This is a genomic window from Clostridium beijerinckii HUN142 (genome assembly GCF_000621745.1).
Taxonomy (GTDB): Bacteria; Bacillota; Clostridia; order Clostridiales; family Clostridiaceae; genus Clostridium; species Clostridium beijerinckii_A.
The window spans coordinates 120,245-140,154 of the sequence record NZ_JHXK01000012.1 but is presented as its reverse complement, the minus strand read 5'-3'; the positions used below and the strand labels follow the sequence as shown (position 1 = coordinate 140,154).

The 19,910-nt window shown below is 28.7% G+C and carries 16 protein-coding genes and 1 pseudogene; 16 read left to right on the top strand and 1 reads right to left on the bottom strand.

All coding sequences use genetic code 11. From position 1 onward, the window contains the following. The first annotated feature begins 27 nt into the window (after window positions 1–27). From T483_RS0107230 to T483_RS0107160, 16 genes and pseudogenes are all read left to right on the top strand, one after another. Window positions 28–4,260, top strand: a complete 4,233-nt coding sequence (locus T483_RS0107230; protein WP_026886255.1) for a DUF445 family protein — start codon at window positions 28–30, stop codon at window positions 4,258–4,260. Between the two features lie 260 nt (window positions 4,261–4,520). After that, complete coding sequence (locus T483_RS0107225; protein WP_026886254.1) at window positions 4,521–6,377, top strand: TIGR03960 family B12-binding radical SAM protein; 1,857 nt, start codon at window positions 4,521–4,523, stop codon at window positions 6,375–6,377. After that, window positions 6,361–7,062: a TIGR03936 family radical SAM-associated protein gene (locus T483_RS0107220; RefSeq protein WP_026886253.1), complete on the top strand. Its 702-nt coding sequence runs from the start codon at window positions 6,361–6,363 to the stop codon at window positions 7,060–7,062. The genes T483_RS0107225 and T483_RS0107220 overlap by 17 nt, the downstream gene beginning before the upstream one ends. 145 nt (window positions 7,063–7,207) lie before the next feature. Continuing rightward, a complete protein-coding gene (locus T483_RS0107215; protein ID WP_026886252.1) occupies window positions 7,208–8,656 on the top strand; it encodes an Rne/Rng family ribonuclease in 1,449 nt (482 codons plus the stop codon). Window positions 8,657–8,893: 237 nt separating this feature from the next. Further along, complete coding sequence (rplU, locus tag T483_RS0107210) at window positions 8,894–9,205, top strand: 50S ribosomal protein L21 (protein ID WP_026886251.1); 312 nt, start codon at window positions 8,894–8,896, stop codon at window positions 9,203–9,205. 7 nt (window positions 9,206–9,212) lie between these two features. Continuing rightward, entirely contained in the window at window positions 9,213–9,599 is a 387-nt protein-coding gene (locus T483_RS0107205) for a ribosomal-processing cysteine protease Prp (protein ID WP_026886250.1), read from the top strand. Window positions 9,600–9,603: 4 nt separating this feature from the next. Then, window positions 9,604–9,903 (top strand): 50S ribosomal protein L27, encoded by a 300-nt coding sequence (gene rpmA / locus T483_RS0107200; protein ID WP_026886249.1) that lies wholly within the window; start codon window positions 9,604–9,606, stop codon window positions 9,901–9,903. Window positions 9,904–10,204: 301 nt separating this feature from the next. Further along, window positions 10,205–11,497: a GTPase ObgE gene (gene obgE / locus T483_RS0107195; RefSeq protein ID WP_026886248.1), complete on the top strand. Its 1,293-nt coding sequence runs from the start codon at window positions 10,205–10,207 to the stop codon at window positions 11,495–11,497. A 149-nt stretch (window positions 11,498–11,646) separates the two neighbouring features. Next, complete coding sequence (gene yhbY / locus T483_RS0107190) at window positions 11,647–11,949, top strand: ribosome assembly RNA-binding protein YhbY (protein ID WP_026886247.1); 303 nt, start codon at window positions 11,647–11,649, stop codon at window positions 11,947–11,949. Window positions 11,950–12,114: 165 nt separating this feature from the next. After that, complete coding sequence (nadD, locus tag T483_RS0107185; RefSeq protein ID WP_026886246.1) at window positions 12,115–12,729, top strand: nicotinate-nucleotide adenylyltransferase; 615 nt, start codon at window positions 12,115–12,117, stop codon at window positions 12,727–12,729. 86 nt (window positions 12,730–12,815) lie between these two features. Continuing rightward, window positions 12,816–13,394: a bis(5'-nucleosyl)-tetraphosphatase (symmetrical) YqeK gene (yqeK, locus tag T483_RS0107180; protein ID WP_026886245.1), complete on the top strand. Its 579-nt coding sequence runs from the start codon at window positions 12,816–12,818 to the stop codon at window positions 13,392–13,394. Window positions 13,395–13,478: 84 nt separating this feature from the next. Continuing rightward, entirely contained in the window at window positions 13,479–14,771 is a 1,293-nt protein-coding gene (locus T483_RS0107175; RefSeq protein ID WP_026886244.1) for an LCP family protein, read from the top strand. A 357-nt stretch (window positions 14,772–15,128) separates the two neighbouring features. Next, window positions 15,129–16,040: an RluA family pseudouridine synthase gene (locus tag T483_RS0107170; protein WP_026886243.1), complete on the top strand. Its 912-nt coding sequence runs from the start codon at window positions 15,129–15,131 to the stop codon at window positions 16,038–16,040. A 251-nt stretch (window positions 16,041–16,291) separates the two neighbouring features. Beyond that, window positions 16,292–16,786 (top strand): response regulator transcription factor, encoded by a 495-nt coding sequence (locus T483_RS28815; protein WP_347460304.1) that lies wholly within the window; start codon window positions 16,292–16,294, stop codon window positions 16,784–16,786. A 12-nt stretch (window positions 16,787–16,798) separates the two neighbouring features. After that, window positions 16,799–17,011 (top strand): annotated as a pseudogene (locus T483_RS32590) (winged helix-turn-helix domain-containing protein); the annotation flags it as partial. Beyond that, window positions 16,986–18,746, top strand: coding sequence for a sensor histidine kinase (locus T483_RS0107160; RefSeq protein WP_242841816.1), 1,761 nt, complete (start codon window positions 16,986–16,988; stop codon window positions 18,744–18,746). The pseudogene T483_RS32590 and the gene T483_RS0107160, both read left to right, overlap by 26 nt. Window positions 18,747–18,902: 156 nt before the next feature. Here T483_RS0107160 and T483_RS0107155 read toward each other — a convergent pair whose 3' ends face one another. Next, window positions 18,903–19,799, bottom strand: coding sequence for a LysR family transcriptional regulator (locus tag T483_RS0107155; protein WP_026886241.1), 897 nt, complete (start codon window positions 19,797–19,799; stop codon window positions 18,903–18,905). Window positions 19,800–19,910: the final 111 nt, after the last annotated feature.

Below are 19,910 nucleotides of genomic sequence, written 5' to 3'. Positions count from 1 at the left end.
TGATATTAGACAAGGAGAGAATAGCTGATGTTAACATTTATTTTTTTACTAGTATTTCAGGGATTTTCGGGTGGAGTAGCTGGATATATCACAAATAAATATGCAGTTGATATGCTTTTTAAGGAATATACACCTTTAAAGCTAGGAGGAGTAATTAAAAAAAAGAAGGAGAAATTTGTTGAAGAGATTAGCGAATTAGTGGAAAGAGATATAATAAATGCTGATACATTAAAAGCAGAAATATCTAATATAAATATAAATGCATATATTGAACAAATTGCTCAAACCTTTTTTGAGGAACAATTAAGCAATAGCTTAGGAAATACTAAAATAGCCGAAATAGATGGTTTTTCTGATAGCATACTTAAAAGCGAAGCATTTATAAGAAATAATCTAAATATACTTTTGCCAGAACTAATAGATGGTTTAATGAGTAATGTTGATTTGAAGGATATACTGAGTGAAAAACAGATATCAAAAATTATAAATTCAGGCTATGAGCTACTGATATGTGAACTTGAAAATACTAATGCAGTAGACGAGTTTATTTCTAATTTGTATAAAGAAAATTCGAATATGACTTTAGCCGATGTTTTTCCTAAAGAAGTTCAGAAAAAATTAATTGATAATATCATTGAGTGCGTTGAAAAAATATTTAATGATGATATTTTATCGGATGAAAAGTCATGCAAGATGTTTTTGGATAACATACTGTTAAATATAAATGTCGATGCAACTCTTGTAAAATTACAAGAATTTATTGGAGATCGGTATATTAATAACTTTATTACGGAAACTGAGCAAGAAGAAGTTATTTCGAAGTTATTTATTAAAATTACTGAATTTATTAATTCTTCTGAAGGAAGAGAATTAATATTAAAAATTATAAGTGAGATTGTTTTAATTGGGAAAAATATTGATTTTACAATTTATGAAATACTTCCAGAAGGAATGGAAAAATCACTTACGAGCTTTATAAAAACAGTTATTCCTAAGATTATGCCTTATATTTTGGAGTGGATTTCAAGTAATAAATCATCCTTGGATGAAATGATTGAGTCTTCAATTGATGAAGCAATACAGGATATAGATGAAAGTATAAAGAAACTTATAATTTCAAAGGTCAGAAATGCACTTATGGGAGATGTTTCATCTAAAAATAATATTGTTAATAAAATTATAAGCTATATTAATAATAATTTTGATGATGAATCAAGTGATAAGATAGTATATTCTATTATAGATTATTTAAAGCGCACAAAGATTAAAAATATAGTAGAATCATTGGAAGAATACAATTTGGTTACATCTGACGAAATAGCTGAAGTTATTACTAAAGGATTTACAGTGCATGGGAAGAATCTGTTGCGGGTAATAATAAAATCTCAATTTTCAAAGAAAGTAAATGAGATTGCTAAGTTGGATTTGTTAAAATTATTTCATACAAAGCTTAAGCCGATGTTATATGAAGGCATTTTTAAAAACAGAAAGAGATTATGTAAAAATATAAATGGTCTAGTTGGAAGATTCATAAATTCAAAGAGTGACGAAATATTTCATAAAAACTTATCGGAATTATTTAAAGATAATAGTGCCATTAATATATCTAATAAATTTTCAATATGGACAAATAAGTTGCTTAGAAAGAACAAAAATACATATAGTAAGAGATTAGAAGATATTATATTATTAAATGTTAAAAAACTTAAAATAGGAGACATATTATCAAAGTATAATGTGAACATATTGGAATACATTGTGGATAATTCGGTATTACTTTGCAAGGAAACTGTGGATAAATATAAGAATTATGAAGTTAAGGAATTAATTAATAAAGGATTCAATAAGAATCAATTATCACGTATTCTTATAAATGAAGGCTATCCATCATTAATATCTAAACTTCCAAGTCTATTAAATGGGAATATCAAAAAAATTGCAAAAAATAGTTTAAGCAAATATGACGAGGATGAGATATGTGATATAGTACAAGATTTTATGGGCAGTCAGCTTAAACCACTTTCTGTTTTTGGAGCTGTTTTAGGTACCATAGTTGGGATAATGTATCAATTAATATTTCCAAATTCCATTGGACGCTATGGATTTCCAAGTAACATATTTAATGGAGTATTGTCACTTGGGGTTATGGCATTTATAGGATACATAACAAACGTTGTAGCCTTATGGATGATTTTTCATCCATATAAAGAAAATAAAATTGTATCAAAAATACCATTTTTTAAGAAGTTTGCCTTGGGATATATACCAGCAAATAAAAATCAATTTGCAATGGGAATGGCTAAATTAATCGACGAAGAATTGTTAAATAAAGAAGAGATTAATAAAAGTTTTAGATCTCATAAAGATAATATGTCATCAGTATTAATGATTTTGGTTAAAAATAATAATTATCAAATTTTAGTTAATTTTTTTAAAGATAAAAAGAAAGATTTCATAGAATGTATTTATGAAGTAATTTTAAAGTATTGTAACAGTAATTCAGATTTATCTAAAAGAATTACAAATAGATTAAAAGAAAGCAGATTTGATGATCTTATTAAAAAGAGTTATATTTTAAATACAATACCTAAATTGATAAATAGCATTAGTAATAGTAAAAGTTCTTTAACGAAGTTTGTAGAAAATAAAATTTCTTCAAATTACAAAATTAGTGATGTTATTTCAGAAGATATACTTATTGAAATTCAAAATTATATTGAAAAGGAAAGCAATAGACTTATACAAAATAATCTTAGTACTATTAAAAAAGTGGATTTTATAGAGTTGATTACAAAAGAATACAAAGATTATTATTCTGTAGCAATAAAACAGTCATGTAAAGAGGTTATAGGAAAAGATTCTATAGAAAAAGCAAAAGTTAATATAGGAAGAAATATATATAAATATTTTTCCAATGATTTTAAAATATATTTAGAGAATATGGTAAGCCAATATTTATGTAATGGTCTAGATGAAAATAATGATATAGGATCAATGTTTAATGGTAAAGTCAAAGATATAATTGATAATAATCTATATCCTATAACACGTTATTTTTCAAATAAATTAATAGCTTACTTAAAAATGAATAAGAATATTATAACTGAAAATGTACAGGAAACTATTAAGAGTGAACTTAATTTCTTTGAGAAGATAGCTTATGCAACTTTTGGTGGAGATGATATAGCATATAGGGTTGTTGATATTATATTAAATAAAAAGTTTCCATTAATGCTGAGGGAAGAGACAGAAAGACTTATTAATGCTGCAAAAGTTACATTAAATGAAAGTATTTATCCTATTAGAGTAAGTGAACTAAAAATAGAAGCTGAAGGATTTAATATTCGAATATTAATAAATAATTTATTTGAACAATTTGATAAGAATGTTGACGTTGAAAGATATATTTATAATGGAAGCAATTTAATTTTAGATTCACTAGTTGAGGCTCCGCTTTCAGAATATCTTGAATTATTTGGATTAAGCAATTTAGATTTGGTTTATAAAAAGTTTTTCAATGAGATTAATATTATAGAAGAGGATATATATAACAGTATAAATATTAATAAAGATAAATTATCTAGAACCATAAAAGACTTCTTTAATGAAAATCTAGTAAATAATTTATTTGATGAATATAGTTCTGTAATATTCAAAGGAATTAATAGTACGGAAATTGAAAATTGCATAAACAATGTTTTGAGAGTAGTTTCTGGTAGCAAAGGAACTAATGAGTCCGTATCTATATTTATAGATGAGTTCTATGTCAATACACTTTCAGGATTAAAGGTAAAACAAATTATTGATGCAAGCACTTTAAGCAAGGATCTTGATATGAGTATTAAATATGCTTTTGCTAATTCGGAATTTAACCAAAAAATTATGATGGCAATTGAGAATTTAGTTCAAAATGCAATTAATAATAATTTTTACTTTATAGAAGACAGTTCAAAAGATTATTTAATAAGTAAAATGATTCAAACAGGTTTAAATTCAGTTAGTGATTGTATTGTACCAATATTAAGAGAAATAAATTTAAAGAATATTAGCAATAAGCAAATTGAGCTGCTTAATCCAAAGGAAATTGATATAATGTTCAATTCTTTTGCAGGAGACTTTTTCAATAAGCTTCGCCTTTATGGAGTATTTGGATTTGTATTTGGTATAAATGCTGGACTATCATTTATATTATGGATAATTGATTGGAAATATAGTAAAAAATACAATCCTAAGAATGCAGAGGATTTAAAGGAACTTTAGCATAAAACAAATTGTATATAATGTTGGAAACAATAAGAATATTCCCAATCAGAATTAATTATGTTAGAATAGGGGTAGCAAATAAGAAGTATAGCAATTAAAGTTTATACTTCTTTTATTTATGCATAAGCAAAAAGTGCATTGAGTTAGTATTAAAATACTTAAAGGTTTTAAATTATTTAAATTTGACAAGAATTTAGAAGCAAGTATCTAAGGAGAATCGCACATATGAGAGTGTGTTTTAAGGAGGAAATTTATTAATGAATAAAATTTCAGATGATATCTTATTTAAAGTTGAAAAACCAAGTAGATATACTGGTGGAGAATTAAATGAGATTGTTAAGAATCCAAAGGAAGTTGACATAAGATTTGCATTTTGTTTTCCAGATGTTTATGAAGTAGGAATGTCACATTTAGGAAGCAGAATACTTTATCATACTATAAATAAAAGAAGCGATACATATTGCGAAAGATCATTTGCACCATGGCCAGATATGGAAGAACAACTTAGAAAAAATGGTATCCCATTATTTACTTTGGAGACAAAGGATTCTCTAAAAGAGTTTGATATTTTAGGTTTCACACTTCAATATGAAATGAGTTACACAAATATTTTAAATATGCTAGATATGGCGGATATAACTATAAGAGCATCAGAAAGAGGAGAAGATGAACCTATAGTTATGGCCGGAGGCCCTTGTGCATATAATCCAGAACCATTATACGATATCGTTGATTTCTTTGAGATTGGTGAAGGCGAAGAAATGATGAACGATGTTTTAGATGTTTATAAAAAGTATAAAGGTAAAGGAAAGAAGAAAGAGTTTTTAAGAGAAATATCTAAAATTCAAGGAATATATGTACCTTCATTATACGATGTTATTTATAATGAAGATAATACAATTAAAGAGTTCAGACCTAAATATGATGATGTACCAAAAACTATCACAAAAAGAATCATAAATAACTATACTAAGGTTGATTTCCCAACTGAAATAATAGTTCCTTATTCAGAAATTGTTCATGACAGAGTGGTTCTAGAATTATTTAGGGGATGTACAAATGGATGTAGATTTTGTCAGGCAGGTATGCTTTATAGACCAGTTAGGGAAAAAACAAGAGAAGACTTAAAGGAATTGGCTAGAAAACTAGTTAAAAGTACGGGATATGAAGAGATTTCTCTTTCATCTTTAAGTACTTGTGATTATTCTGATATAAAGGGATTGATTACAGACCTAGTTAATGAGCATGAAGAAGATAGAGTTGGTATAGCACTTCCTTCTATAAGAGTTGATGCTTTTTCAGTAGATTTGCTTAAGGATATTCAAAAGGTAAGAAAGACAGGATTAACTTTTGCACCAGAAGCAGGTTCTCAGAGAATGAGGGACATAATCAACAAAGGACTTACTGAAGAGAAAATTTTAGATGCAGCTACAAGTGCTTTTGAAGCTGGGTGGAAAACGCTTAAGCTTTACTTTATGATTGGTCTTCCTTATGAGGAATTAGAAGATTGTATGGGAATTGGAGAATTAGCAGAAAAAATAGTATGCAGATATAAACAAGTTCCCAATAAAATAAATAATAATAAAGGGTTAAGGCTTACAGTAAGCACATCAATACTTATACCTAAACCATTTACTCCATTCCAATGGGCACCTATGGCAAAGTTTGAAGATGTTACTGAAAAGATCAAAGCTGTTAAATCTTCAATTAAATCAAAATGTATAGTCTACAATTATCATGAACAAAAAACGTCTGTAATGGAGTCTGTTTTTGCTAGAGGTGATAGAAGATTATGTGAGGTTTTAATAAAAGCATTTGAAAAAGGTGCTAGGTTCGATGGTTGGGATCAACACTTTAAATTTGATGTATGGATGGAAGCAATGGAAGAGTGTAATTTAACTGTAGATTTCTACGCATATAGAGAAAGAAGTTATGATGAAGTATTACCATGGGATTTCATTGATATCGGAGTAAATAGAAAATATTTAGAAATAGAAAATGAAAAAGCTAAAAGAGCAGAATTAACACAAAACTGTAGAGAAGGATGTACAGGATGTGGAATTAATGTGAACTTTAAAGATGGGGAGTGTTTTGAAGGTGCGATACTTAACTAAATTTACTAAAGAGGAAAATATTAAGTTTATATCTCATTTGGATGTTCTTAAAACAATTCAAAAAAATATTAGAAGAGCAGGACTTCCTATAGAATATTCTCAAGGGTTTAATCCACATATGAATACATCAATAGCGCAGCCTTTATCAGTAGGCGTATATTCAAGTGGTGAGTATATGGATATGGTGTTAACAACTGAGATGGATGAAAATGAAATTGTGGATAAATTAAATGAGACCGCGCCAAGTGGAATAAAATATATAAGTGCACTTGCAATTCCTTATAAAGAAGGAGAAAAGAAAGTTCCTCAAGCTATGGCTTTAATTGATGCAGCAAGATATACTATAAAGATTAAGTATTCTGATGTCTCAAATTTAGAAGAGGAAGTTAATAAACTTTTAGAAATTAATGAGTGGAATACAGTAAAGAAGAGTAAAAAAGGTGAACGAGAAATAAATATAAGAACTTTAGTTAAGGAATTTAGTTTCTGGGTTAGAGATGAATTCCTAATTCTTAATGTAGTTATAAGTACAGGGAGCAGGGAACATTTAAGTGCTGATTTGCTCGTTAGCTATATCCAAGAAAAAACTTCAAATGCATTTTTAGATTCGTTTGTTAATATAAAAAGAGAAGAAATGTATTTTTATAAAAATGATAAACTTGTACCATTGTATAAATGTGTATAAAAGAAAAATAATATATAAGCTAGATACAATTCACAGAGCTTTATGCACGATTATAGATGATTAATCTTTGATCGTGCATTTTCCCCCATGGGATAACTAAAAGGTGTGAGATGTATGTGGTACACTGATTAGGATGTGTTATAAAATGAAAGAGATTTTTATTGAGAGAAGAGAAAAAATTTTAAGGATAGCTATTAAATCTAATAATGAATTGATAGAAAGTATTGTTGAAGAAAGTAAGAATGAACCAATAATAGGGGAAATTTATAAAGGAAAAATTAAAAATATTATTCCTGCTATAAATTCAGTATTTGTTGATTTAGGTTTAGATAAAGAAGGGTACTTGTACTATAGTGATGAATTAAAGGAAAATGGAATAAAAAAGGGAGATGACATACTAGTAGAGGTTTTAAAAGAACCCCTTAATGATAAAGGTGCCAAATTAACTGCAAAGGTGTCAATTCCCGGGAAATATATTGTCTTAAATTGTTATGAACAAGGAATAGAGTTTTCTAAGAGAATAGAAGATGAAGAAAAGAAAGTAGAAATATTAAATAACATTGAGCCGTTAAAAGATGTTTGCATAACAGTAAGAACAGAAGGTGCAAATGCGAATATAAATATTCTTAAGAATGAGATTTCTAAACTTTATGATGAATTTCAAAATATAGATAAAAAAATGAAGCATTCATTAGGGGTGAAAAAACTTTATGGTGAGGATTTAACTTTAACTAAGCTTTTAATGAATTTTTCTGGAGAAGAAATCGTAAAAATTTATGTTGATAATAATATGGATTATGATAAGGTATCAAGCTTCGTTAAAGGACAAGAAAATTTAAAAATAGAAAAGTATGAAGGATATAGAAAGCTTTTCGATTTTTATGGAATTGAAAAAGAACTATTAAGGTTAAGGCATAATAAAGTTAACTTACAATGCGGAGGATATATAGTAATTGATAGAACTGAAGCAATGTATGTTATTGATGTTAATAGTGGAAAAAACATAAAAGAAAAGAGTTTTAATAAAACAATTTTGGAAACTAATTTAGAAGCAGCTAAAGAAATAGGAAAACAGATTAGGCTTAGAAACTTAAGTGGAATTATAGTAATAGATTTTATTGATATGAGAGATAAAAGTCAACGAGACATTGTAATGGATGCACTTAAGGAAAGCCTGAAGTTGGATAAGGGTAATGTAAAGATATTCCCATTTACTCAGCTAGATTTGGTTCAAATAGCTAGAAAGAGGCAAGGGAAAAGCATATATGAGTATATGGAAGAGGAATGCAGCTTATGTAAAGGAAAAGGAATAATCTTAAAGCTATCTTATATTGAAGGGCTCATAAAGAATGACATAGTAAGAATGCAGGAAGAAAGCTCTATAAATTGTTTTCATATACAAATAGATAGTGTTTATAAAGATAGAATAAGAGAAAATATTTTTGAGTTTATGAGAGAAATAGACGGATTAGATAAGGAGATATATCTAAATTATTTAGATAATATAGAAGGGTATAAAATTGAGCCACTTATATTTCAAGGACAAAAGGATAACTTAAAAGATTATAAAGTTACAGTTATAGAAAAGTGTTAAATTAATTTTTATTGTCTCAACAGATGAAATCAGTATGATCATTAATTTTAAAATAAGATGAACTCAATTAATAATGATGCTAAATTATGTTTATATGGATAAATTATAGATTATGCTTTACAAAGCACTAGAAATATGATAAACTGGCTTTTGTAGACCGCGCACGTAAGGTTTTATGTAAAACAAAGTTGAATCTTTGTACCAAAAGTGGCGAGACCGTTATGAGGAGGTGTTTTAATGTACGCAGTATTAGCAACAGGAGGAAAACAATACAGAGTTCAAGAAGGAGACGTAATATACGTTGAAAAACTTAACGCTGATGTTGACTCAACAGTTGAATTAAACGAAGTTTTAGCTGTAGGAACTGAGGAAGGTATCAAAGTTGGTGCACCAGTAGTTGAAGGAGCTAAAGTTGTAGCTAAGGTTGCAGCACAAGGTAAGGCGAAGAAGGTTATAGTTTTCAAGTATAAGTCTAAAAAGGACTATAGAAGAAAGAATGGACACAGACAACCTTACACTAAGCTAGTAATCGAAAAGATCGAAGCATAATAAGATTATGATTAGAGTAAAAATCAAACAACATAATGATAATATTGTTGGGTTCGTAATGAATGGTCACGCTATGGGTAATGACAGAGATTTTTCAAGTGATTCTGCTTTAATAGGAGAGGCATTTGATATTATATGTAATTCAGTTTCGGTTTTATCTCAAAGTGTAATTATTGGATTGGATGAAGTTTTAAAGCTTAATTCGACTTACGAAATAAAAGATGGATACTTGAAATTAGATCTTCAAGATTTTAATCTAGAAGAGCTAAATCAAGCTCAAGTTTTGTTAAAAACTTTTGAAAAAAGCTTGGAAAGTGTAATTTTAGGATTTGATCAATTGGTAGGGCAAAAGAAACGTAGAGAATATATAACTTTAATAAAAGAGGAGGTGTAGTCACATGCTAATCATGAACCTTCAATTATTCGCTCATAAAAAGGGAGTAGGTAGTTCTAAGAATGGTAGAGACTCTCAATCAAAGAGATTAGGAGCTAAATCTGCTGATGGAGAATTTGTTCTTGCAGGAAACATTCTTTATAGACAAAGAGGAACTAAGATCCACCCAGGTGAAAATGTTGGAAAAGGTAAAGACGATACTTTATTTGCTAAGATTGATGGAATTGTTAAATTCGAAAGACTTGGTAGAGATAAGAAAAAAGCAAGTGTTTACCCAGTAGACGTTGAAGCAATAGCTGAATAATTATTTTAGAAATAAAGCACTCTTAGTTTAAGAGTGCTTTTTTAAGGCATATGAAAGAAAATAATAAGTCAAGAAGGTGCCGATGTCTACAGTGACAGATATCATAGAAATAGACTAGGATTTTAGGCGTTATTTTCTTTGATATGCCTTAATATTTTTATGATAATATATATTGAGATTAGATATTAAATCCAATATTATATAATAAAGCAATATTTTTTAGGGAAGAATAGATAATAATAGAACTGAAAAATTTTATATTAAGATAATAAATTAGAACAAACAAGGAAAGGTGATTTTTATGTTTATAGATACGGCGAAGGTTTTCGTTAAATCTGGTAATGGCGGTAATGGTGCTATTTCGTTTAGAAGAGAAAAGTATGTACCTCTAGGTGGACCAGATGGCGGAGATGGAGGAAAAGGTGGCAGCATCATTTTTCAAGTTGAAACTGGAATAACAACGTTACTAGACTTCAAATATAAGAAGAAGTTTATTGCGGAACCGGGTGAAAATGGCGGCGGTTCAAAATGCTATGGTAAAGATGGAGAAAATTTATATATAAAGGTACCTATGGGAACTATTATAAGAGAAGCAGAAACTAATAAGATAATTGCAGACCTTTCTCATAAGGGGCAAGAATTAGTATTATTAAGAGGTGGAAAAGGCGGAAAGGGTAATGTTAAATTTGCTACTGCCACTAAGCAAGCACCACATTATGCGGAGCCAGGAATGCCAGGAGACGAGTTAAATATAGTTTTAGAATTGAAGTTGCTTGCTGATGTTGGATTATTAGGATTTCCGAATGTAGGTAAATCAACATTGTTATCAATGACAACAAAAGCAAAACCAAAGATTGCAAATTATCATTTTACTACTTTAAAGCCTAATTTAGGTGTTGTTGCTGTTGATGGAATTGAACCTTTTGTAATGGCTGATATTCCAGGAATAATTGAAGGAGCAGCAGAAGGTGTTGGTCTTGGAATACAATTTCTAAGACATATTGAGAGAACTAGACTTTTAATTCATATAGTTGATATATCTGGTGTTGAAGGAAGAGATCCTTTTGAAGACTTCGTTAAAATCAATGAGGAATTAAAGAAGTATTCTGTAAAACTTTGGGATAGACCTCAAATTGTCGTGGCAAATAAAACTGATATGCTTTATGATGAAAGTATATTTGAAGATTTCAAAAAGAGAGTTCAAGAAATGGGATTTGACAAAGTATTTAAGATGTCAGCAGCTACAAATGAGGGCGTTGATGCTGTAATGAAAGAAGCGGCAAGAATACTTAAGGATATTCCAGTTAAAGAATTAGAAATTTCAGAAGATGAAATGTACATACCAGAAGAGAAGAGATTTACGTATGATATTACTGTTGAACATAATGAAGAAGAAGGATATGATGTTTATGTAGTTGAAGGTACATTTGTAGATAGATTACTAAGCGCAGTTAATGTACGTGATGCAGATTCATTAAGATATTTCCATAAGGTTCTTAGAAATAAAGGTATTTTTGATGAACTTAGAGAAATGGGAATAAAAGACGGTGATATGGTAAGATTAAATGATTTTGAATTTGAATATATACTTTAATTAATTTAAGCTTAATAGAATGTAGGATTAGATTAAAAAGATCTTTCTATAATTGAGAGCTATGAAATTTAAGTTATAAATCAAAAAATAACCCCCAGGGATAATTAATGCAACATATAAGTTGAAAAATTTTAGGAGGAATAAATAATATGTTAACAGGAAAACAAAGAGCTTATTTAAGAGGCTTAGCTAATGATATGTCACCAATATTTCAAATAGGTAAAAATGGCGTTGAGGAAAACTTTTTAATACAAGTTTCACAAGCATTAGAAGCTCGAGAATTAATTAAAATAAAAGTTTTAGAAAATAGTGGTTTAGAAACAAGAGAAACTTCTGATATGATATGTAAAGCTGTAAAATGTGAAGGAATCCAAGCAATAGGTAACAAGATAGTTTTATATAAGCAATCTAAAAATTTGAAGAAAAGAAAAATTGAATTACCAAATAAATAATTATATATAGGAAATAATTATTAGAGAGAAGCTGCTTTTATAGAAGCTTCTTTTTTTATAAAAATTAAGATATTAAAAATAATATTTAAGTTTACTTCATGATATAATAAAAAAAGGAATTTTTAATATGATTATAACAACTATTTTACTTTTGGAGGAAGTCTTATGAAACGCTTTGGTATAATAGGTGGTACTTTTGACCCTATTCATAATGCACATTTATATATAGCCTATGAAGCTAAAGAAAAACTGAATTTAGATGAAGTGATTTTTATGCCGGCAGGAGTACAGCCACTTAAGGTCAATAATATAATTACAGATCCTGGACTAAGATATGATATGGTTAAGGCAGCAATAGAGCACTTTAGCGAGTTTTCTGTATCAGATTATGAAATAGAGAAGGGTGGACTAAGTTTTACTCATGAAACATTAGAATATTTCAAGAATAAGATTAGTACTAGGGATAAAGATAATGAATTATTTTTTATAACTGGAGCAGATTGTTTGTTTAGCATGGAGAAGTGGAAAGAAGTTAAAAAAATCTTTTCATTAGCAACACTTGTAGTGTTTTCAAGAGGAGGAATAAACAAAAGTGATATGTTAAATAGAAAACAGATGATAGAAGAAAAATATAATGGAAAAATAATTGTTTTAGATTTGAAAGAACTTGAAATATCGTCAACTGATATAAGAAATAGAGTACATCAAAATAAAAGAATAGATTTTTTCGTACCAACAAGAGTTTCGGATATTATCTATAAAAATAGGCTATATAGATAGAAATTAATACAGTTAAGGTTCTAGTAATATATAGCGATATAAGTTGGCTTGTTTAGAAATATATTTAATTTTAGGAGGAAATAATTTTGTTATCCATAGAAGAAATGAATTTATATCTTAAATCAAATTTATTAGAAAAGCGTTATATGCATACTTTAGGAGTTTCGGACACAGCGAAGAGGTTAGCAAAATTAAATGGGGTTTCAGAAAAAAAAGCTGAAATTGCAGGACTTGCACATGATGTTGCTAAAAATTTATCTATAGACAGAATGAGGGAAATAATGAAAGAAAATAATGTTATTATTTCTGACATAGAAGAAAAGAATATGAATTTATGGCATAGCATCGTTGCGCCGATAGAGGCTAAAGGCAAACTTGGAATTGATGATGATGAAATACTGGATGCCATAAGATGGCATACTACAGGTAAAGAGGACATGTCCATTTTAACAAAAATTATTTATATAGCAGATATGATAGAACCTGGCAGAAATTTTGACGGAGTTGATGAGATAAGAAGAGCTACATTTGAAAGTTTGGATAAAGGAGTTTATTTTGGTTTAACCAGTAGCATAAAAATACTATTAGTTAAAAACTTATTAATTGATGAAAACACTATAAAGGCACGAAATTATTTTCTATTTGACCATGGATTTAAATTATAAGTATTATTAAGAAGAGTGATTTTAATTAGATTATATAGTTACTTAAGGTATATTAAGTAAACAAAATTTATAAGAGGTGGGTACATGAGAAGGAAAGCTAATAAAAAGAGAGATACAGCATTCTCAAAAATCTTTAAAAGAAGCAATGATTCTACAACAGTATTTGAGAAGTTAGTTTTAGGTATTATATCTCTTATAATAACTTTTGTTATAGTATCAATGGTGTCCGGAATTTACGCTTTAATGAAGGTTGAGAGTAAGTCAATGCCAAGCAGTGCAAGTGTATCATTCAGCCAGCCAGTAAATATCTTATTACTTGGTATGGATGTAGGAGATCCAAAGCAGGTAGAGAATCAATCAATAAAAAGAACAGATACAATAATTGTAGCTAATTACAATCCTCAAACCAAAAGTATTCGTATTGTATCTGTTCCAAGAGATACATTGATAAGTGTAAATGATAGAAATGTTAAAATAAATTCAGCTTATGCAATAGGTGGATATCCAAAGATAAAGTCAGAAGTTGAAAATTTACTGAATATAAATATAAATTATATAGTTAAAGTTGATTATAATGCTTTTCGTGAAATCATTGATGCTATCGGAGGAATTGAAATGAAGATCGATAGAAATATGATTTATGATGATGAAGGTCAGAATCTTCATATAAATTTTAAAGCTGGTGAAACTGTAACTCTAGATGGTAAGAAAGCAGAAGAATTTTTTAGGTGGAGAAAAAATAATGACGGAAGTGGACTTGCTAATGGAGATTTAGATAGAATAGAAAATCAACAAAAATTTATTTCGAAGGTTATTGAAAAATGTACAAGTCCTTTTATAATATTTAAAGCACCTAAGATAATGACAGCATTAGGAGATAATGTAGAAACCAATCTGTCGCCAACTGATATTTTAGGATATGGACTGAAATTTATTGGTATAAAAAAGGAAAATGTAACAATGGCAACTGTAAGTGGAACACCGAAAACCATAAATGGAGAGTCATTTTTAATAGTTGATAAAAATGAAAATAAAGACATATTATCATCACTTACTTCATCTTCTACATCTAATAAATCAACAGAAGGAGCAGCAAAAGATGATATAAGAATCAAGGTGTTAAATGCTACAAAGATTAATGGATTAGCGTCAAAAGTAGCAAAGGAATTAAATAGTGCTGGGTATACAAAGATTGATACTGGCAATACTGAACTTAGTGATAAAAGTGAAATACTTACTAATGATGCTGATAAATTAAAGACTATTAAACAGGATTTAAATATAAAAGAAAATTATGAAAAAGAGAACAAGAAAGAATATAAAGATTATGATGTGATTATAATTTTAGGTAAGGATTTTGAAACCTTTGGTAAGTAAAGTGAATTTAAAGTTGTGTGGTGGCTCAACGAAATAAGTAACATATTATGTTCCGGTTTCTCTGAAATTTAGATGGATGATTCTGAGACTAGAAGTTATGCCCAAAATGCTAGCCTCAAAGGTAATCTTTGAACTAGCATTTTGGAACAACTTCTAGTCAAGAATCATTACCACCTAAATTTCAATGAAACACTCCACATAATATGTTACTTATTTCTAGTATAGTGATGCACATAAACTTAATAGATATGTATGGTTAGTAAAAATACAAAGATATTAGAAGGAGTATTATCGTTATTGTGCATCATCAATTTTACATATTCCTAAATTATACTATATGAGGAGAAGATAAATTATATGAGTATTTTAGAAAAACACGTTGTTAACATAGAGAAGGGCACTAAAATAAGAGAATATTTGAAAGTGGAACTTGGCTTATCAACAAGGTTAATTAGAAGTGCATCTCTTGGTAAAAGAATATTTGTTAATGATGAAGTTGTAAAAATGAATAGAGTTCTAAATGAGGGAGAAATTATAAAGATTGATTTGGCTAAAGATGAAAGCCAGGATATAGCGCCAGAAAAAATGGATATAGATATAGTTTATGAAGATGAAGATATTTTAGTAGTTAACAAGAAACCTTTTATGGTGGTTCATCCAACTAAAAGTTATCAAAGTGGCACTCTTGCTAATGGAGTAATAAATTACTTTATGGAAAGCGATCAAAATTGCATTGTTAGACTGGTTTCAAGATTAGATATGAATACTTCTGGTCTCATTATAATTGCAAAGAATCAGTTTTCTCATGGAATGTTATCAAAAGAAATGAGTGAAAATAAAGTTGGGAAAAAATATTTAGCAATAGTCCATGGAGTTATGAAAGAAAAGCAAGGAACAATTGACTTTCCTATTTACAAGCCAGAAGGTATCGAAAATGGAATAAAAAGAATAATTGATGAAAGAGGACAGAGAAGTATAACTCATTATGAAGTTATCGAGGAATTTAAGAATTCTAGTTTAATTGAATGTAAATTAGAAACTGGAAGAACTCACCAAATCAGAGTTCATTTAAGCAGCCTTGGACATCCTATTTATGGAGATACTTTATATGGCTTTGGTGATGAGGAAATGGATTTGATCAAAAGGCAAGCACTTCATGCTTATGGATTAAATTTTAAATCTCCAAGAAGTGGTGAAATACTTTCATTAAGAGCGGACCTTCCGGATGATATGAAAGAATTAATTAGTAAATTGAAAGTCTTAAAGTAAGGTATCTTCCTAGTTGGATTTTAGAATAGTGCTTCTAGGCACAAATTTTTAGTGAATATTTTTTAGAAATATATGGTATAGATAGTTGAACATATTTAAAGCTCAGCAATTTTTCGTTAATTGTTTGAGCTTTTATTATTGCCTATAATATTTAAATAAGAGTAGCTAATATGGACTTAGTTAAAATATAAGAAAAAGACATAAGGAGTACACATGACATTATTATTATGGTTATGAGGAGGGGAGATAGATTGAATTATAAGGTTCTATTAGTTGAAGATGAAAAAAGAATGCAGGAAATTATCAAAGATTATTTTGAAATAAAAGAATGTGAGGTGGTTTGTGCCAGTGATGGAATAGGGGCTTTGGAAATATTAGAAAATAAGAGCTTCGATCTAGTTTTATTAGATATTATGATGCCAAAACTTGATGGGTTTTCTGTATGTGAGAAAATTCGTAAAGATAAAGTTCGAGGTTCAATTAATAATAGTGATATACCCATAATTTTCATTACAGCTAAAAGTGATGAGGAAGATAATCTTTATGGATATAAATTAGGAGCTGATGACTATATTACTAAGCCATTTTCATTAAAAGTATTATATGCTAAATGTATTTCCTTGATTAAAAGAGCGAAAGGAATAATAGCAGAGGATAGGCTTTGCGTAGATGAGATTTGTGTAGATTGTAAGACACATAAAGTATATATAAATAATGAAGAGATTTCTCTTCCTAAGATGGAGTAGGATTTACTTTATTATTTCATTGCAAATAAAAATAGGATTATAGAAAGAGAGCAGCTATTAATTAAGTTTTGGGGATATGATTTCGATGGAAATGACAGGGTGCTTGATACTCATATAAAAAAGCTTAGGAAAGCTTTAGGTGAAGGCGCGTACCACTTACACACGATTATGAAAGTTGGGTATAAATTTGAGGTGAGAAATGATGAAAGCGAAAACCGCATTTAAAAGTATATTTTTAAAAACAGCAGCTACGTTTTTAACATTTTACTTTATTGCTGCAATTGTGTTTACTGCAATATATTATAAAGCTAAAGTAGACGAGAATAATGCTAAGTTTGATAATATGGAGAGTGTTTTACAAGAGAGGATATCTAGGGATGTGCTCGATAATGAATATGAAAGATTATCAGATGGAAGAAAAGGATATTGGGAAGATGATACCAATTCATTGAATAAGGATATAAATTATTTAACAAGTTTAAATAGTGAAATTTCTTATTTTACATCAGCTTTTAGCAAAGAGATGTTTTCAAAAGCTGATTTATATGATGAAAATTTTAATGTGATAGCTAAATCTAGAAATATGTTGGTAATAACTGAAGATGAATCTGAAAAATCAAAGACAGATCATTGCAATGTAAATAGATATATTGATTTAGATAAGTATTTATCAGAAGATCAACAGATAGAAGTTTTTAAGGTTTACAATCAAAAAAGCAAATCTAAAGAATATTTTATTAAAGTACAAGGATATGCTAATGGAAATGAAATAATACCAGAAGTATTAGAAATCTATGAAAGTACACTAGATGGACCAGTTAATCCAGATGAAGGTATAGAAAGAGGAGAGAAAATTAAAACATATAATTTCAATGTTGAAGGGGTAGATGGATTAAGAAAAATAAATATAGCTGATAATTTTGATCCTAATTGGGAAATTCATTATAATAGTGATACTTATAGTTCTAATAATAATAATTATTTATATAAGAAAATTTTTCGAAGGTACAACAATTTTAAGAAATATAAGGAAGAAGAAATAAGAAGCATAATGGATGAAAATGGGTATATATATGCACGTAATAACATAAATAAAGCATTTGGAAAAATTAATTATGATTATATTAATACATTGAATATAAATGACCATAAGTATTATATAAATTTACAGGCAGATTATTATCCGTGGGAGGACGTACTTCCAAAGGCTATACCATTATATATAGTTTCATTCAGTATCGTTATTGCAGTGGTAATCATCTTGTCAAAAGGTTTATATAAAACATATGAAAAGCAAGTGGTTTTAGAAAAAAACAGAAGAGAACTCACAAGCGCTATAGCTCATGAATTGAAAACTCCTCTAGGAATTATACGGACATATGGGGAAGGTCTTAAAGAAAAAATAGCTGAAGATAAAAGAGATTATTATCTTGATGTAATAATAGATGAAACTTATAAGATGGATAAAATAGTGTTAGAAATGCTTGATCTATCTAAGATGGAAGCTAAGGCTTATGAACTTAGAAAAGAAGAATTTTGCATAAACAGCCTTGTAGAAGTGATTTTAAAGAAAAATGAAAAGCTATTTAATGATAGGAGCCTGCATATAAATTATTTAACTGATAAAGAATATTATATTAATGCTGATTATGCGCTTATAGAGAGGGTTATAAATAATTTACTTTCTAATGCTATATACCACACTGAAGAAAATAAAGAGATAAATATAACATTAAAGAATCAGATTTTTAATATTGAAAATGAAGGTGAGCATATTCCAAAAGATAAAATAAATTTAATATGGGACATATTCTATAGAGGAGATAATTCAAGAGTTAGAAGTCAAAGAAGAACAGGAATTGGACTAGCGATAGTAAAAAATATATTCCAGCTGCATAATATTGAGTTTGGAGTAGAAAATACAAATTTGGGAGTAAAGTTTTGGTTTAAGCTTTTGTAATTTATTGAAAATGCTCATAAAGGCAACAGTAGGTTAAAGAAAAATATAATGAGGTAATAAGGTGAAATTTAAAGGCAGTGTATTTTTAATAGACTGCCTTCATAAATTGCATACAAATAATTTTGTTTAATATTCACAATTCAGTGGTGAGATTTCTTATTTTAGATAAGGTTGCATGAAATCTCGTGAGAGTTTAAGAAATTCTCTTAGTGCTGGGGAAATCCATTTATCCTTATGGTAAAGTACCTGAGAAATTATTCCGAAATCAGGACCAACCCAATTTAAGGGAATGAGATTTCCGCTATTTATCTCATCTTCTACAGCAACCTTTGGAAGCAGAGTAATTCCAAGCCTGCTCATAGTAAACTGTTTAATAGCCTGCACACTTCCTGTTTCTAAACCTACATTTGGTTTTATATTGCAACCGCTCAAGATATTTTCCAAAGCAGCTCTATAACTGCAACCAATTTCTGTTAGTATAAGAGACTCGCCTTCAATATCTTTAGGAAATACTGATTCTTTGTTAACAAGTGGATGTCCGGGATACGCTAAAAGTAGCATAGGCTCTGAAATTTCTATTTCAGATACAAATTCTTCTGAATCAATTTTAACTCCTAATGAAAATGCTACATCAATAATATTATCAGTTAAAAAATATCTAAAGTCGGCACAACTTCCGAATTTCAGAGAAACTTCAACATCAGGATAAAGTTTTTTATATTCTTTAAGTATTTCTGGTAATCTTAATACGCATAAGGATTCGGCAGCTCCGATAGTTAAAGTTCCGCTTGGAGTTTCCTTGCTAAAAACTGTATTTTTAATATCACTTGAAAGTTTCAACATTTGCTTTGCGTACGGTAAAAGCTTTTTTCCCTCATGTGTTAGGGTTACATTTTTACCAATTCTATCAAAAAGTTTTACCTCTAGTTCACTTTCTAATAGTTTAATTTGAGTTGTTATGCTGGATTGCGCATAACCCAAAGCATCAGCAGCTTTAGTGAAACTTTGAAGTTTGCTTATTGTTAAGAAAGCATTAAGCTGTTTAAAGTCCACAAAATCATCTCCATCAAAAATATTGATTAAAGTAATAGAAATTATCAATTTTACTAATATATGTATAAATGATATCATATTTATAAAAGATAGGCAAAATTAAATTTTAAG

Bases quoted from the DNA above. Each gene is read 5' to 3' on its own strand.
- nadD (WP_026886246.1), top strand. From the start codon at position 12,115: ATGAAACGCTTTGGTATAATAGGTGGTACTTTTGACCCTATTCATAAT.
- T483_RS0107160 (WP_242841816.1), top strand. From the start codon at position 16,986: ATGATGAAAGCGAAAACCGCATTTAAAAGTATATTTTTAAAAACAGCA.
- yhbY (WP_026886247.1), top strand. From the start codon at position 11,647: ATGTTAACAGGAAAACAAAGAGCTTATTTAAGAGGCTTAGCTAATGAT.
- T483_RS0107230 (WP_026886255.1), top strand. From the start codon at position 28: ATGTTAACATTTATTTTTTTACTAGTATTTCAGGGATTTTCGGGTGGA.
- rpmA (WP_026886249.1), top strand. From the start codon at position 9,604: ATGCTAATCATGAACCTTCAATTATTCGCTCATAAAAAGGGAGTAGGT.
- T483_RS0107170 (WP_026886243.1), top strand. From the start codon at position 15,129: ATGAGTATTTTAGAAAAACACGTTGTTAACATAGAGAAGGGCACTAAA.
- T483_RS0107175 (WP_026886244.1), top strand. From the start codon at position 13,479: ATGAGAAGGAAAGCTAATAAAAAGAGAGATACAGCATTCTCAAAAATC.
- T483_RS0107215 (WP_026886252.1), top strand. From the start codon at position 7,208: ATGAAAGAGATTTTTATTGAGAGAAGAGAAAAAATTTTAAGGATAGCT.
- obgE (WP_026886248.1), top strand. From the start codon at position 10,205: ATGTTTATAGATACGGCGAAGGTTTTCGTTAAATCTGGTAATGGCGGT.
- T483_RS0107205 (WP_026886250.1), top strand. From the start codon at position 9,213: ATGATTAGAGTAAAAATCAAACAACATAATGATAATATTGTTGGGTTC.
- rplU (WP_026886251.1), top strand. From the start codon at position 8,894: ATGTACGCAGTATTAGCAACAGGAGGAAAACAATACAGAGTTCAAGAA.
- T483_RS0107225 (WP_026886254.1), top strand. From the start codon at position 4,521: ATGAATAAAATTTCAGATGATATCTTATTTAAAGTTGAAAAACCAAGT.